This is a genomic window from Arthrobacter sp. ISL-48, from assembly GCF_018613805.1.
GTDB lineage: Bacteria > Actinomycetota > Actinomycetes > Actinomycetales > Micrococcaceae > Arthrobacter.
In genome coordinates this window covers 1-14,701 of the sequence record NZ_JAGGPL010000025.1, presented here as the reverse complement: position 1 = coordinate 14,701, position 14,701 = coordinate 1, and the positions used below count along the sequence as shown (strand labels likewise).

Annotated in this window: 10 protein-coding genes, 1 tRNA gene and 2 pseudogenes; 6 read left to right on the top strand and 7 right to left on the bottom strand. The window is 59.8% G+C overall.

Annotated elements, in window-relative coordinates:
* Window positions 1–352: pseudogene (locus tag J7E83_RS19785) on the bottom strand (endonuclease); the annotation flags it as partial.
* Window positions 353–527: 175 nt separating this feature from the next.
* On the opposite strand from J7E83_RS19785, the gene J7E83_RS19780 reads away from it, so the two are divergent.
* Window positions 528–617, top strand: a tRNA-Ser gene (locus J7E83_RS19780).
* A 230-nt stretch (window positions 618–847) separates the two neighbouring features.
* On the opposite strand, the gene J7E83_RS19775 is transcribed toward J7E83_RS19780, so the two are convergent.
* Both J7E83_RS19775 and J7E83_RS19770 read right to left on the bottom strand, forming a co-directional pair.
* On the bottom strand, window positions 848–2,191 hold the full coding sequence (locus J7E83_RS19775; RefSeq protein WP_214965622.1) for a hypothetical protein: 1,344 nt from the start codon (window positions 2,189–2,191) through the stop codon (window positions 848–850).
* Window positions 2,192–2,516: 325 nt separating this feature from the next.
* Complete coding sequence (locus J7E83_RS19770; protein ID WP_214965620.1) at window positions 2,517–3,437, bottom strand: hypothetical protein; 921 nt, start codon at window positions 3,435–3,437, stop codon at window positions 2,517–2,519.
* A gap of 428 nt (window positions 3,438–3,865) precedes the next feature.
* Here J7E83_RS19770 and J7E83_RS19765 point away from each other — a divergent pair, with 428 nt between their 5' ends.
* The 3 genes from J7E83_RS19765 (at window position 3,866) to J7E83_RS19755 (ending at window position 5,035) form a co-directional block, all read left to right on the top strand.
* The gene (locus J7E83_RS19765; protein ID WP_214965618.1) at window positions 3,866–4,216 is read left to right on the top strand and encodes a hypothetical protein; all 351 of its coding nucleotides are present in this window, start codon (window positions 3,866–3,868) and stop codon (window positions 4,214–4,216) included.
* A 232-nt stretch (window positions 4,217–4,448) separates the two neighbouring features.
* Window positions 4,449–4,631 (top strand): hypothetical protein, encoded by a 183-nt coding sequence (locus J7E83_RS19760; RefSeq protein WP_214965616.1) that lies wholly within the window; start codon window positions 4,449–4,451, stop codon window positions 4,629–4,631.
* Window positions 4,625–5,035 (top strand): hypothetical protein, encoded by a 411-nt coding sequence (locus J7E83_RS19755; RefSeq protein ID WP_214965614.1) that lies wholly within the window; start codon window positions 4,625–4,627, stop codon window positions 5,033–5,035. Before J7E83_RS19760 ends, J7E83_RS19755 begins: the two co-directional genes overlap by 7 nt.
* A gap of 410 nt (window positions 5,036–5,445) precedes the next feature.
* Here J7E83_RS19755 and J7E83_RS19750 read toward each other — a convergent pair whose 3' ends face one another.
* From J7E83_RS19750 to J7E83_RS19735, 4 genes are all read right to left on the bottom strand, one after another.
* Window positions 5,446–7,953, bottom strand: coding sequence for a helicase C-terminal domain-containing protein (locus tag J7E83_RS19750; RefSeq protein ID WP_214965612.1), 2,508 nt, complete (start codon window positions 7,951–7,953; stop codon window positions 5,446–5,448).
* A 483-nt stretch (window positions 7,954–8,436) separates the two neighbouring features.
* Window positions 8,437–10,803 (bottom strand): S8 family peptidase, encoded by a 2,367-nt coding sequence (locus J7E83_RS19745; protein ID WP_214965610.1) that lies wholly within the window; start codon window positions 10,801–10,803, stop codon window positions 8,437–8,439.
* A gap of 3 nt (window positions 10,804–10,806) precedes the next feature.
* Window positions 10,807–11,991: an AAA family ATPase gene (locus J7E83_RS19740; protein WP_214965608.1), complete on the bottom strand. Its 1,185-nt coding sequence runs from the start codon at window positions 11,989–11,991 to the stop codon at window positions 10,807–10,809.
* Between the two features lie 80 nt (window positions 11,992–12,071).
* Window positions 12,072–12,395: a CU044_2847 family protein gene (locus tag J7E83_RS19735; RefSeq protein ID WP_214965606.1), complete on the bottom strand. Its 324-nt coding sequence runs from the start codon at window positions 12,393–12,395 to the stop codon at window positions 12,072–12,074.
* Between the two features lie 907 nt (window positions 12,396–13,302).
* On the opposite strand from J7E83_RS19735, the gene istA reads away from it, so the two are divergent.
* Window positions 13,303–14,520 carry an IS21 family transposase gene (gene istA / locus J7E83_RS19730; protein WP_214965604.1) on the top strand — a complete coding sequence of 406 codons (1,218 nt, stop codon included), beginning with the start codon at window positions 13,303–13,305 and terminating at the stop codon, window positions 14,518–14,520.
* Window positions 14,520–14,701, top strand: a pseudogene (locus tag J7E83_RS19725) (DNA replication protein); the annotation flags it as partial. The gene istA and the pseudogene J7E83_RS19725, both read left to right, overlap by 1 nt.

The following is a 14,701-nucleotide window of genomic DNA, read 5'->3' as shown; positions in this document are numbered from 1 at the left end:
GTGATTGTGTCAGCCGCGCCACCGCGGCGCGCTGACTGACCGTCAGCACACACGCGACTTCCGCGACTACCGCCATCTCCTGGGCCGTGTTCTCCTGCGGGGACCCGGGCGGCGCTGCGATGGCTTCTGCCGCGCCGGCGTACCCGGCCGCTAGGTGCACTTTCAAGGCGGCCATGCCGGCTTCCGCCCGGGTCACCTCGGCCAGCCCTTCCAGGCACGCATCAGCCTGATCCCGCAGCGGGTCAGGACCAGTGGAGCCGAGGCTGCCAGAGGCGCCGCGGACAAAAACAGCAAGCGCAGCAACGGAAGCCTCAATGGCCTCCAACGCCTCCACTGCCGCCCTGCTTCCCATACCCAAAGCATCCCGCGAGGCTCTGACATTAATGACTGATCCCGTTGTGCTGCCGGATGATCTCCGCCGGGCTCACGCTGCAGCATGGATCGTCGCCTCTGTCGCGCCCGAAAATGCGTGAAGGGCAGCCCGCGGTTTTGGGATGGCGACGATGCTCCGGTAGCCTAGTCAGGTTGGTGACGTGTCCGAGCGGCCGAAGGTGCAACACTCGAAATGTTGTTTGGTGTCAAAGCCAACGTGGGTTCAAATCCCACCGTCACCGCCACGGGGGTATTACCTTTTACCCCTGCCAGTGATGACGAATTCCCCCGCTGCTTTTTGCCCGGGGGAATTCGTCGTTCAAGGCTGCGTTCCTGGCCCATCTGTTGGCTGATTCGTCGGGTCAGGCGTGTAGCGTTATACGAATTTCAGATCCTGCGGCGCCCCGAACTCGATTGCGGGCACGCCAATGACCCCGACGCGCGGTGCGCCGGGGTCGTGACACGACAGGTGCTGTTAGTCGCTATTCCGGTCGTCGATGGTTTTGGTTCGGCGTTCGCGGGTTTGCTTTGGTTCAGGGCCGAAGTCCCACGTCTCGCCTCCCCACATGTTCTGCATCCTTCGCTTGAAACACCAGTCGCGCACGATGCGGATGTTCAGTGCTGCAAGGGATATGGCGAGGAGGAAAGCGGTGCCAGGCCGGGTGAACGTCTTGACGTAGCCTCGCCGCCAGCTGAGCTTGTTCGTTCTCACGTCGGCGTTGAATGATTCCACGGCGTTACGCGCCCCGTAGAGTTTCATCCAGTTCGTGGTTCCGAACAGGGGCCATTGTGACTCTCGGGCATGCTCGTCGGGTGTGAGGGTGATGGTCCCGGAACATCCGCAGGGTTCTCCGAGGGTGCAGTTCGTTTCCTGGTATTCATTGCCGAGCCGCATGGATAGTTCGTTGTTGGGGCAGCTGAGTTTGCTTGCGGTGGCGGGTCCTTTGAATCGTTGGTGGCCGTTTTCCGGGTTGCGGGCACCGTGGGGGTGGTATGCGAATTGGGTTCGCTCGTCGTAGAGCTTGGCTCGTTTGTCTTTTTCTTCTTTGTTGAGGTTAGGGGCTGTGGGCGAGTCAAGTTCAATGAGAGTTTTCGGGATGGCGGAGGTGAAGAGTCCGCCGTCGATGTAGATTGTCCCGTGGTGAGGGCTGGGTCGGGTTGTGCGCTGGTTTTGGGCGAGGTCACAGACCTGACGAATGTTTCGGCTCCACAGGGGAAGTTGCCAGTTGTCGGCTTTCAGCATGGAGTAGCCGCGGTCAGCGTAGACCGTCTTGAGACGGTATTCCTTACCGGCGACCTCTTTCACGATGTCCAGACCCGCCAGACCGGCGGCGGCCCGGCTTGACCCTGCGGGGACGAGAACGAACGATCTGATGACACGAGGCGCATCGACCGTACCTTTGGGGTAGGCATCAACACCGAAGTGGGCTTCGTAGCCGAAGAACATCTCCTTCGGATGGTTCTCGGTCGCAGTCTTCTTACCCAAGCGCGCATCCGGGTCCGCTGAGGTCCATTCTTGAGTTTGGCCGGCACTTGGTTTGGTGGACCTGTTCTGCGGTTTCTTTTTCTCTCCTGGTTCCGCTTGTGGTCTTTTGCTCTTCCATCGTCGGACGGCGTACGCCTCGACGCCGGTGCCGTCGATGGCAAGCCCGGTCGGCGACGGCAGGCTGTTGGGTATTGCTGCGTCGATGATCAGGTTGAGGAAGGCGTCAAAGTCGAACGTTCTCTTGTTGCCGGCCGGGGCGTCGTCAAGGATTTCCCCTGTTGCCGGATCTATCCGCAACCCCTGTTCAGCCGGACTGTCGAGCAGCAGACTCATGAGCCGCTTGCCTGTAGTCCAGACATTCTTGTGTGTGGGATTGCCGATTACGCGTATGTTCTCCTTTTGGTCTTTGCTGAGAAGCTCGATTTCCTGGGCGATCGCTGTCCAATGCAGGTGTTGAGGCTGGCGAAGTCGGGCGTGATAGATCGCACCGATGACAAGGGCTCTGAATGGAACGTGTCGTTTGCGTCCGGATCGGGTTCCTTCCCATTTGGTAACCCGCTCAGGGAACTGGATCCGGTTCCCCAATTCAACGGTCGACAGGAACAACTGAGTGGGAGATTCCGGGGGTGCGACCTTCATGTTCCGGACATTAATGGGTTCAGTCATGAAAAGCCGCCGCCTCTGCAAACCAGTCGTGCACGTCTCTGAATTCGATGTATGGCAGGAGCTCTATGAGGGATTTGGTGCCTTGGAGGCCGGACATGTAATGCACTTCGGATAAATTGCAGCCGCTGCGCAGCATCCTCACCAGCCATGTCGTGCGCAACCTGTTGGTCGTGGGGCGCCAGACTCTCGGATACTCGGGAAGGCGCAGCACCCGATCCAGCCGGTCTGACGGCTTGGCCTCCGTCAACGGAGCTATGAAGGGCTCACCGGGATGCTTCTCGCCGATGTCAAGGAGAAGATCCGCGTAGCGCTGATGCAGGGGAACCTTCCGTGCCCTGGACCCCGGAATGTCCAACATGAAGATGTCTCCGTGCAGAACCAGGTTTTCGTTCCCCACGCTCAGGTATTCCTGGGCTTGCAAACCTCCACCCAGCCCAAGAGCCAACTGAGCGGTCGCTACCCGCCGCTTGAACGGTGTGGACTGCTGTGAGGCCATCTGCAGATACCCGTCAGTTTCCTCCGTCGAATATGGCGGCTGAAGCTGGTGCATCTGAAATCTCATCCCCGGTGTCGGCCATGGCGCCCTGCGCGTAACCTCCCGCCCTACCCTGGCCAGAGCGGCACGGCGTGTGGCACGTGAGCTGGGGACCAAATGAGCGGTTGAGGTCTGAACGTACCGCTCCACCCGGGACGGGGTGAAAACGATCTCAACGTCGAGCAACACCCCCTGTTCGTGCGCCCAGAACACGAAATAGGCAATGGCGTGGATGTAATTCCTCATCGTGTCGGGGGCCATGTACCCAAGGCATCCGGCCACTTCCCTCACAAACGGACCGATAGCGGCCCACACACGCGAAGGCACCCTGCCAGGCTTTGGCTCATACGCGGCGATTACCTCGGCCGTTGGCTTCATGTGTGCCTCCGACCAGCGAATGTGGGCTTTGTCTGCCGACTGTGCTGCAGGCAGCAGACCGAACGCGAGGCTTCAGACGTGGGGCTGAACAAGGAGGGATTTAGGGCTATATGAGGGCGCACGGGATCCACACGTTGCGTACCAAGGCCGAAGCCGGTAGCATTAAAAACGTCACCAAAAAAGACGCTTAACTCAGGGCCTCCAGACAATGCGCGCCAACGCATTGTCAATATGGGGGCTTTTTGGGTTTCCGGCACCGCCCTGAGGCGGCTATTCATGGGTGGATAGTCCTTTCGGAAGAGGAAATCATTGCTACACAGCGGTTGACAAGCCGTCAAAAGTGTGTAATACTATACAGAGGTATTTATAAACCCTGTCGATCAGGCTAGCATGGTCTGCATGTTGTTTTTCTTATGCCCTGTGGTCCTATGAGCCTTCCTCGCTATATTCCGCGTAACTACGCCGACAATCCGCACGAGTTCGGCAAGGTCGAACACATCCGCTGGCCAGCCCGGGAACTCGTGGCCGACCGGGAACTCGCTAGCGCGGCCCATCTGCAGCACTACTTCTCCCACCGAATCCTCACCCGGTTGCGGGAATTGGGGTTGTCGCTTCGAAAATACGCCGCCATGACCGAACAAAACTACGACCGCGTCATCAAGGTCTACCGGGGCAACACCGTCCTAAAAATAGAGGAAGTCTTTCGCGCCGAGCGTCTCCTCGGAGACGTCATTGACCCTGACGGCACCCCATTCCATCTCTTCGCCCAGTTCGACTAGTCAGGTCAACCGGATGCGACCAGACCCGCTATTGCTCCGGTTGGAGCTGACCCCTCGATTCCAACCGAACACTTACGTAACCAACCCACGCGATGCAGGCAACAGGATAAGTTATCCTCCTGGGCTGCAACCAGCGCGCCCACCAATCACGACGTGGCTGGTGCGTCACGTTTCCAGCACTATTTCGCCCGTCGGGTCCTCCTTCGCCATCACTCTCTAGATGCGCTCTTCCATGTCCGAGCAAAACCATGACGGCTTCCTCAGCCTGCAGCGGGGCGACACCGTTATGAAGACGGAAGAGACATTCCGAGCTGAGTCGCTGCTCGGCGACGTAATCGCCCCCGCTGGTACGCCCTTCGGCCCCGTGGCCACCAGGAACAAAAACGAGATGCACGAACGCCCTCGGCTATGGTGAACCGACCAGCCGAGTACCAGTTCAGCGCCCAGGAGTCCGCAGTGGCCATCGGAGCCGAGCTTGAACGGGGAGACGTCGACTTCGCATTTCGGATGCTCGCCAGGGCCGTAACCAACTTCCGGCGCCCAACCCCCGAACAATGGCCAGACGCCCTAAAGAAGCCGCGCACCACCGGATCAACCGAATGGGACACTCTACTGGCCGTCGTAATTGGACGAGAATGCGACAAGGCAGGAATCCCGCGTCCCGAATGGACCAACCCTCCTCCGCTGCGCCGCGAATGGATCGCCACGTCAGTTTCTGCGCCCAGCGAGCGGTGGATTGCAAAGACCAAATCCAGAACACCAAAAGAGTTCTCAGATCTGGGCATCTGGTTCGACCCCGGAAATCTCGAAACCGCCTGAAGTGCTCACCCTTGAAACTCTTGGTCGTTGACAGCGGAAGGCGTTGGAGACGGCCAACTATCAGTGAGGCGACCCAACCACACACCATTTCCGACCGAATGAACCAGCCCAGCGGACGACGACAACCCCGAGCCACAGTCAGCAACGGATCAGGGAGCTGAGGCGAAAGATTGTTCGGAGACGAGAGTCCGGCGATCACCGGCTTCAGGCCAAGTGCGCGGCGGAACTGAGTCCACTTTTAGACGCGTTTAGATTGTTTAGATTTGATGGATATCAAGGGGCGACTTGCGTCAGAACTCGACGACGAAGTGCGAGTTCACCAGCCCGCGGATTTGACCATCGGCAACGTTCTCCTCCCCTGCCTTCCAGGGGCGGCGCCAGTGACGCCGCCCCCGGACCTCAGTGAAGCTTCACCGCTGCATCCGCGTTGGCTTGCAGAAAGGCGAATCGCTCCCGAAGATCTGATCGGCAGTCAGCATGTTCGCAGCCAATTGCGCCGTGATCGTCGTGCTGTTGCGGTAGTCGTCACCGAGGGCCAGGTGGAACGAAGTGAGTGCCGCCTTTAGCGCCTTCAACCCCTCAGCGTCGACGATCTTCGTCCCCGCCGGCGCCGTCCCGGTCCGCTCGACAAGGGTTTTTCGGTGCACCATGACGGGGATAATCACCGCGTCCGCCCCATATTGACTCCGGCACCAGTTCACCGAGCCGGCGAGCTGATTAATATCCTTCTTGAAGATCGTGTCGCCTTGGGCGCCGGTCTTCGCTTCAATCACCGCATAAGTATGGTTGCCAAGTGCCCATAGGGCGTCAGGTCCTACGCCGTGTTCATCCTCTGGTCGCTGGCTGCTGATGCCCAGGTGCGGTGCCAGATCAGCCAAGGCCATTTCCGCTTCGGTGGTTCGAGTGGTGTTCCATGTCAGGTCGTCCAGGATGGCTTGCGCGCCCAGGATCAGCTCCGCCCCGTTAGCGTAGTTGTCACGGAGGTAGTCACGGGACGCGTCGGACTGGGCTGTGGCCGCTTTTATGGGCTGATAGGCAGCCCCGGTAATCGGCCGGAGTATCCCCATGTTGTGAATTCGTCCATCAGCAAGATCGGCCTGCGCTTTGGCCGAATCGACGGCATCGGTGTACCCAGCCAAAGTCTCCGACAACCATCCGGCGTACCTTGCGTCGCCAATTGCGTGGGCAGCGGCCACGGCCGCCTCGGCATGTGTGACAGCCGCACGGGCATCGCCACGCACCGCCGCGTTGTAGGCATCTCTCAGATGGCGAGCAGCAGGGTCGATGGTCGCCGGACCGTAGACCACGCCCTTAAGAGCGCCACGAGACGCCTCCCGAAACTTTTGGTCCCCGGAAACTACTTGTTCGATCACTGAGACAACGTCGTCGGCGCCCGCTCCGTTCATGCCTGTCGAAACAGTGCGCGACATTGCGAGTTGTGCCCGCGTGGCCGGGGAAAGCTGGCTGGCTGCGTCAGCGCTTGCCAACAGGCGTGTCAGGCCGGCGCCCAAGATGACGACAGCGCACCGGTCGTCGCGGCTGCGGACCCCCCGACCCATGCCCTGTTCAACGCGCTGAACCTGTCTGGATGTCATCGCCCGGCTCTTGCGCAGTGCCGCTGCTTCTCGCCTTTCGATCCCGGTATAGACCTGGGGAATGCCGTCGATGATCAGAACGCGACAAGCATCGCCGGGAAGGTCAATGCCGTCATACCGGTTGACGATAACCACGATCCCTACGTGGCCGGATTTGAGGCGCTGTACCTGCTGACCAATTTCATCCATAGTGCTGACGGTGGCCGTAGCGACGTCAGCCCACTCCTCCGCACGGGCGTGGCTCGGGACGAGCACTACAACGTTGTGTCGGTCGGCGAGTCCGGCGGCCATCTCCCGCACCTGTGCGTGCTGGATACGCGGGTTCAGGGACATGGGGGCAAGAATAAGACGGTCCCCCAAATCAGTCGCCGAAGCCGGCACGACCGGTTCGGCGACGCTGGCAGCGTCTGCGTCGAAATGCGTGATGAGAATGCTGTCCTCGGCGAGGGTAGCCGTGAGGTACACACGCCTTTGAGCCTCGGCGAAACTGGGAAACTTCTGGATCGGGGGACACTGCGGCTTGATCTCGATACCGTCGGACGTTACGGCAGCCTGACACAACTCCAGTTCATCGGCCAGCAAGGGCCATGCCCACTCGAAGGCTTTCTCAGTCCTGTGAGGGTGCAGGGCTTCAAGCACCTGACTCCGCTTCTTCCGCCAGGACCAGAACGGTATCCTCATCACTGCAGCGTGCTCTCCGGACGCGATATCCAGCAGGGTGGCGCTACTTTGCGCTTCAAGGTCATCGAGGAAGAGGTCCATTATCTTCTCGTAGGCGTCGTGACCGGAAGGGACGCGGAGGGTTGACTTGCTTTCCAGCTCCGTGACGGCTGCATGGGCGTCATCGATGACAACACTGCCAACCGCGACAGGCTGGCGGCCGCTGGTGCTGCCTTCCATTCCAAAGCGCGTCTTGCCGTTAATCAGAACTCCGATGGACACGACGAGGATGGCCTCCGCGGCAAGGAAGCGTTCATCGTCCGGCGAGTCTGACACGGCCAGTCCCAGCGATTCCGCCTCCTTCCTCACCTGACTTGCCAGATGAGCATCTGCGGTGATGTACATAGCCGGCCCCCTGCCCTCATTCAGGGAGCATTGGAGAATCAGAAGTCCGACGATCGTCTTGCCGCCGCCTGTATTCGTTTTGATCACCAGGTCGCGACTTTCCCTGCGCGCACGCCAAGCTTCCAGCACGTCACTTTGCACCGCCCGCAAGTAGCCGTAACCGTCAGCTTTGTTGGGAAGAGCGTCGAACAGCGCCTCCGGATCGGTAATTGTGGACAGTGCCCCGCCGAGTGCGAGTGTACCGAAGTCGAATGCCATCTGCGAGTGCCCCTAATATCGTCGCTAGTCTTACGATGGATAACACTACGGCAGCTCATGCGCGCACGTTCGAGGCGCCCCAACAAGCTGTCGACTGCAACGTTTTCTCGGCGAAATGTCAGTCAGACGAGCCGTAGGCTTCGGCGTCAACCCGTCGGTTCAGCACGCGCAACCTCCAAATCGCGCGTACCCACGAACGCCCCCGCATCTACGTCCTCCAAGAAATGATGCGGGGGCGTCCCTGCGTCGAGCTCCGATGACGCCGTAAAGGATCATCGGAGGAAGGCCCATCCGCGCCTTCATGCGCGCGAGGTGGCCATTCTTGCTTCTAAAAGACTCCTGTGGAGCGCTCCCGAATAGTTACCTCGGGCCACAGGGGCAATGGGGGAGACGTTAAAAATACCTCCGGCCGGACCTTGGCACGCCGGCGGAGTACCGCTCATGGGAGTATGGGAAGTACCCGAAGGTCAGGCCCTCCGTCGGCTACAAGTCGACCTCCACCTCGTTTTCAATTTCAGCTTCCACCTCGACGGGAATTACCGTCGGCAGGGGTGCCAGAACTGTGAACTGGCTTGCAACCTCCGAGTACACCGGAAGGTTCTTCCTCGATTTGACTGTTACTACAAGTGTGAATTCGATGTCCTCGGTGTCGCTTGTAATGCGTCCGCCTTCGCGAGTGACATGACTGATATCAATGCGGGGATGTTCCAGCGATGAAGCTTGGAGCGCATCTTCGGCCCGCCACAACGATTCCCATTTGCCCTGATCCCGGCGAGTCTGTTCTTTGGCTGAGTTGTTCTTGGGCTGTCTGGTAGCGGGATTCGGTCCAGGAATCCAGCCAAGAGCGACCATGTCACCAATTTCCTTGCTGTCCTTCCGGACGTGTCTGACCTTTGTTTCATGTTTGCCGGTGACTGGGTTCTTTCGGCGAAGTGGATACCGGGACGCGTGCGGCCGGAATTTCGCTTCGAGGCCTGCGTTAGTGTATTCGCCAGCTTCGGCACTGTCCGTGGCAGACGTAAAGGCCAGCGTCCAACGGAGATCGAATGTGCCGGAGTTCGCTGATTCCGGGTATGGCAGCTGGAATCCGAGCACCTCATCGCGACCTAGGAGCCCTTGGTAGATCGTCGTTGCCTCGTCCGCGGTACAGTTCAGCAGATTCTCGACGTCGTTCGTGAGGCGTCCGTGCCCGACTTCGACGACGTCGTGCTTATCGATATTTTCCGCAAAATGCGCGGCCAAGGCACGCAGCGTTGGCGCATCGGCAAGGGGACCAAGTTCGGGCACTAGTCGGGCGAGCACGTTAGTGGCCAGAGGCGCGGCATAACTTGTACCAAAACCGTCGTAGTGGATTTCGCCATTAGCTCTGAGGCGACCGAACGGGTCGTCGCGTGTGCCTCCATGGGTAACTACTCCGGGCTGAACGCGGGCTCCCGGTCTGCCCGGCCCTCGCCCTGAGTAAGCCGCGGCCCTCCATGAGAGGTTGCCCTCGGGATTGTCACAGGCTCCCACGCAGAGCCCGTTGACCATGTCGCCAGGCACTTGGACGCGGTTCAACCCGCTCGAAGCGTCTTTTTCGCCGTTGTTTCCTGCGGCCGTAACGAATAGTACGCCCCTTTCGTAGGCGATCTTGTCAAGTACCGCTGTCCACCTGTGTGGCTCGTTGTCCTCTGTGGCGACCCTCGGGCCAAGGCTGAGGTTGACTATTCGGGCCTCGGACTTAGTGACCTGTTCTCGGATTTGGCGGAGAATCCAAGGGTATTCGGTCGCGTCCTCTTTGGGCCCCGGGAATATCTGGTAGTGGGTGATGTTCGCAGCAGGAGCTGGTATCGCTTGTCCTTGTCCGAGGTCGCCATAGAGTACGGCAGCCGTCACAGCGCTCCCGTGGGCAGCATCTCCAGCTGTGATTCCTTTCCCCGTGAGGTCGATCGCGGTGACAGAATCTTTGAAGAAGGGCGTTGTGGCGTCAACTCCGCCATCAAAAACGAGTACTTCCGGAATATTTCTGTCGGACTTTTTGCCGGTCGGGACAGCTTCACTCGGGGCGATGGTTTCGTCGTGTCCGGACAGCGTTTCGATTCTCGGCGTAGGTGAGATTGTTCTCAGCGGGTTGAATGCGGTGACCGCAGCCAATTGACCAGGGGGGATGTCCACCGCGACGAACGTTAGTCCGTCAACGGTGTCGTTGTGCTCAGAGTGCACGCGGCCACCCACAGATTCAACGAGCGCCGTAAACTTTGTCAGTACAGCGTTCGAGGCGGCGGCTCGGGCGTGAGGGGTGGTGTGGTCGGGATCGGGGTGGAGAACGGCTTCGTAGGGGCACAGTTCGGCGGCCACCAGGCCATCGGAATCGTTGGTATGAGCTTCCGCGAGACGGAACGTTGTGAATTGGCGGAGTTCGTCCGCCGCACCTTGAAGGGCCTTAGTGTTGCCGCCGGTCCGGAGAAGCTCTTGGAGAGCATCGAGATCGGCTTCATCAACGGCGAGCAGAAACGATTTTGACGGCGCTGGCGTTTCGCCACTGCTGGGCAAATTGAGGATTCCGTCGATAACTTTGGAGCCGAGGGGCGCGAATTTAAGCTGGTTGATGAGCCTGCTCGGGAAGTAAGAATTCGCTAGATAATTCGCCCAAACATCTGCTTCGATGACAACCTTCTTGACCCGCAGCGCGGGGTCCAGATCGGCTAGCTGGTTCCTAATCGCTGTGACCTGCGGAGCAAGAACAGCTCGCGCTTCGTTAAAGGTTCGAGGGTGATACTTAGGCCCCCCACCACTCGCGCGCACTACCGGTTCGCCAAGTAGTTCGCCGTTGACGAAGATTCGCCCGCCTGATCCTGAGTTGGCTGCCATGACTTAAGTCCCCCTGGTTGATTGGTTGTTGGAACTTCTATTGAGATCCTTACCTACGGTCACATGGCTGACGCCGAGCCAGTCACCAATACGCCGTTGGGGCCAGCCCAGTTCGACAGCAATGATGTGTGCAAGCTCAGCTCTCCGTTCCATGGACGATGAGATCCACAGTCTTGCCTGAGCCTTAGCGCTACTTAGCAGTGCATCAGTCATATCAACCGAATCGTGGTCTATGATCTTCGCATCAGAGTTTACGATTGCGTGTCTGGCCGTGCGGTTGATCCAGTTCTGGATCTCAGCCGGTGACCATCCCTCACTTATTAGGGCAAGCATTCTGGTCGCTTCGTCGGACATGTTTGCTTGACGAACGATTTGATTGCCACGAATATAACTGAGTCGCTCATCGTATTCAGGCAGCTTGAACTTGACCGTAATGTCGAACCGTCTGTGCACCGCGGGATCTAGAAGCTTAGGATGGTTGGTGGCCGCAATGAGAAGACTGCCGTGTGGCCACTGGTCAAGCTGCTGAAGGACGACGTTCACAAGACGTTTCACTTCGCCGACGTCTGAGTTGTCGTCGCGGCTCTTGGCCAGTGCGTCGAATTCGTCAAGGAACAGCACGCACGGTTGTTGCCGGGCCTTGGTTACGATGTCCTGCAGGTTTTGTCCCGTGCGGCCCATAAAGCTTGACATCAGAGATGCCAGGTTGAGGGTGATTAGGGGCAATTTCAGTTGTGAGGCGATGTAGGACGCCGTCAGGGTTTTCCCGACGCCGGGGGGCCCGGTGAAGAGCACCGCCCTGGACGGCGAGAGACCGAACGAGATCAGACGTTCCGGCGTTTCATGTTCGTTCACGAGGGAGGCTACGGCGTCAGCGAGTTCTGCTGAATAGATCGGGGCTCTCTCCAATTGCGGGTATTGAACCCAGCTAACTTCGTTATCTACTAGTTCAGCCGGCCTAGCTTCCTGTGCAGGGTCGTTGCGTAGCGGACTTGTGTGGTTTTTCGGTGAGGCAGCCAGTACAGCAGCCAGTTCGGCTTTGAATTCAGGAGCAGCGGAGGTTTCGGTGGGCGGCCTCCTAACAAATCTGCGACACAACTGGTGTAGCCCGTCAGCGTCGTTGGTCAGCGCTACGCGCGCAAGTTCGATGAGTGCTCGTTCTGCCGCGCCAAGCTTGGTGACTGCCATCTGACTAAGTTACCACGCCAAAGACCAGTCATACGGGGCTGCAGCGCTGCATCTGGTAACTCTGAATGAAATTGAAGAGCTTAGTTACCAGTGTCGGGCTTCCAGCAAACCCTGACCGTGAATGTTGCTTCACTAGATGCCTTGCTAATCAGAGGCAGGCTTGCTTCACCGCCTAGGCTGACACCGAAGCTCAATTCCACTTCGTCCGGGAGCACACCGGACAGTTCGGCCTTCAGCGCCCCCATGATGTCTGTACAGGACTTTGCAATAACGCTGCCGACGTCTGCTATGCCCACGACAGCATTGCTGATAGCTTCGTGAGCGCCGCGAAGGGGGCTTTCAGGCCCCTGGACCTCGACTGCGAACCAAGGCTTGCCAGCGTCATTAACAATGATTCGTTCCATTGGGGTCCTTCGGTTGGATTACTTCGGTTGGATTACGTCCATCAAGTTCGTGCTCACCCTACCGTGCCTGTCACCGCCCGGCGGATAAGCTCGACCTGCCGTAGGCGTTAGTCGCCTCCATATGAGAGTGCACTGGTTGCGAGCAGACGTTCAGGATTGCGACTCATACCACCTAGCGGATCTCTGCCGGCCCTTGGTTCCGTGGGTCGGCGCACTTTGCCGACTGTCAACTCGTCCGACTACGGCACAGGATTCTCGGAGTCAGGGACCCAACAAGTCCCTCGGTCGGATCTCATGCCATTCAAGCTGACAAGACAGGGGCCACAAAGTCGGAGGACATATTTCCGTCGTGCAGTGGCCATGCGGCCCGGACACACCGGAGGGCTCGCCTCGGCTGAAGGCACGGACCTGACAGACGAGAGCATCATCCAAAGCGGTTGCCGCGATGCCCGACCACTGGCCCCATAGGTTCCAAAGGGTCGGTTCGGGGTCATTCGCGGTCAGCTAACGGCCAGGCCGCCGGCAGCCGTCCGGAGCTGTGTCGGTTGTCATTTCGAAGGGCGTCGATAATATCTTCCAACCAGGGTGGGTGTGTGGCGGCGCGAATAGCTCCCTCGGCTAACGTGATGCGGACCCTGTGGCTGGTGTCTTTGGCAAGAGCGGTCACGGCGTCGCGATGCCGGTCAGTTCCCGCATGCACAAAACAGCACTCAACTGACGGACGCTCACCTCAGCATTGTCCAGTAGGAGTTTCGCATCCACGGCTGCGGCGACAGGAGGGGGTGGTTGGGCCCCAGTTAGCAGTCCGGCTGCTCATCGACGACAAGAGCCAATTGTCGGTGACGGTCGAAAAGTGAGCCATTGTGATGGTTGAAAACTGAGCCACCTATTCCAAACGATTGGGTGGGTGATCACAGTGGAGGATTGGGCGCTTATTCGGCGGTTGCATGTTGCCGAGGGTGAATCGATGAGGTCTATAGCGGCGCGGCTGGGTATTTCGCGGAACACTGTCGCGAAAGCGGTCAGCGCGGACGGTCCACCGACCTACGTCCGTGTGCCGCAGGACTCCGGGATCAAAGCCGCGGAACCGGCTATCCGTGCGCTGTTGAAGGAGAACCCGCGGATGCCGGCGACGGTGCTGGCGGAGCGGGTGGGCTGGTCCGGGTCACCGGCGTGGTTCCGGGAGAACGTGGCTAGGATCCGGCCCGAGTATGCCCCTGCTGATCCTGCTGATCGGATCAGTTACGAACCGGGCGATCAGGCGCAGTGCGACCTATGGTTCCCCGAAATACGGATACCTGTCGGGACCGGTAAGCCCAGGGTTTTGCCCGTGTTGGTGATGGTGTCTTCGCATTCGCGGTTCATCATGGCCAGGATGATCCCGTCGCGGATGACCGGGGATCTGCTGGCTGGCATGTGGGAACTGATCGGGTCCCTGGGCGCCGTTCCGCGGCGGCTGATCTGGGACAACGAGACCGGCATCGGGCGGCGGAACAGCTACGCCGCGGGAGTGGCTGCATTCGCCGGCGTCCTCGCGACCAGGATCGTGCAGGTGAAACCCTACGACCCGGAGAGCAAGGGCGTGGTGGAGCGGGCCAATCAGTTCCTGGAGACCTCGTTCTTGCCCGGCCGGACCTTCGAGTCCCCGTCTGACTTCAACTCCCAGCTCGGAGAGTGGCTGCCCATGGCCAATGCCCGACTGGTCCGGCGCACCGGGGCCCGGCCCGCTGAGCTGATCGGTCCGGACAAGGCTTCGATGCTCGGGCTGCCGCCGGTTCCGCCCGTGACGGGATTCGCGACCCGCGTCCGGCTCCCTCGGGACTACTACGTCCGGATGGGATCCAACGACTACTCCGTCCACCCGCAGGCCATTGGCAGGTTCGTCGACGTCACCGCAGACCTGGAAACCGTCACAATCACCCTGGATGGCAGATCCGTCGGAAACCACCCCCGGTCCTGGGGAACCGGGGCGACGATCACCGACCCGGACCATGTCGAGGCCGCCCGGACCTTGCGGAAGGCTTTCCAGAACCCTGCGCCGGCCGCAGACTCGGCCGGGCTGCGGGATCTGGCGGACTACGACCGGGCCTTCAACGTCGTTCTCGATGACGGGCAGGTCGCCTGATGACCGAAGCCAAGGAAACCGTCGGACAGATCGAGTACTACTCCCGGGCGATGAAGGCACCCCGGATCCGGGAAGCAGCAGCCCGGCTCGGGGACCAGGCCCGCGACAACGGCTGGACCCATGAGGAATACCTCGCCGCGGTCCTGTCCCGGGAAGTCGCCGCCCGGGAAGCCTCCGGAGC

Excerpts from the sequence above, each read along its gene's own strand:
- J7E83_RS19750 (WP_214965612.1), bottom strand. The coding sequence starts at position 7,953 with ATGGCATTCGACTTCGGTACACTCGCACTCGGCGGGGCACTGTCCACA.
- J7E83_RS19755 (WP_214965614.1), top strand. The coding sequence starts at position 4,625 with ATGGTGAACCGACCAGCCGAGTACCAGTTCAGCGCCCAGGAGTCCGCA.
- J7E83_RS19775 (WP_214965622.1), bottom strand. The coding sequence starts at position 2,191 with ATGAGTCTGCTGCTCGACAGTCCGGCTGAACAGGGGTTGCGGATAGAT.
- J7E83_RS19745 (WP_214965610.1), bottom strand. The coding sequence starts at position 10,803 with ATGGCAGCCAACTCAGGATCAGGCGGGCGAATCTTCGTCAACGGCGAA.
- J7E83_RS19735 (WP_214965606.1), bottom strand. The coding sequence starts at position 12,395 with ATGGAACGAATCATTGTTAATGACGCTGGCAAGCCTTGGTTCGCAGTC.
- J7E83_RS19740 (WP_214965608.1), bottom strand. The coding sequence starts at position 11,991 with ATGGCAGTCACCAAGCTTGGCGCGGCAGAACGAGCACTCATCGAACTT.
- J7E83_RS19765 (WP_214965618.1), top strand. The coding sequence starts at position 3,866 with ATGAGCCTTCCTCGCTATATTCCGCGTAACTACGCCGACAATCCGCAC.
- J7E83_RS19760 (WP_214965616.1), top strand. The coding sequence starts at position 4,449 with ATGTCCGAGCAAAACCATGACGGCTTCCTCAGCCTGCAGCGGGGCGAC.
- J7E83_RS19770 (WP_214965620.1), bottom strand. The coding sequence starts at position 3,437 with ATGAAGCCAACGGCCGAGGTAATCGCCGCGTATGAGCCAAAGCCTGGC.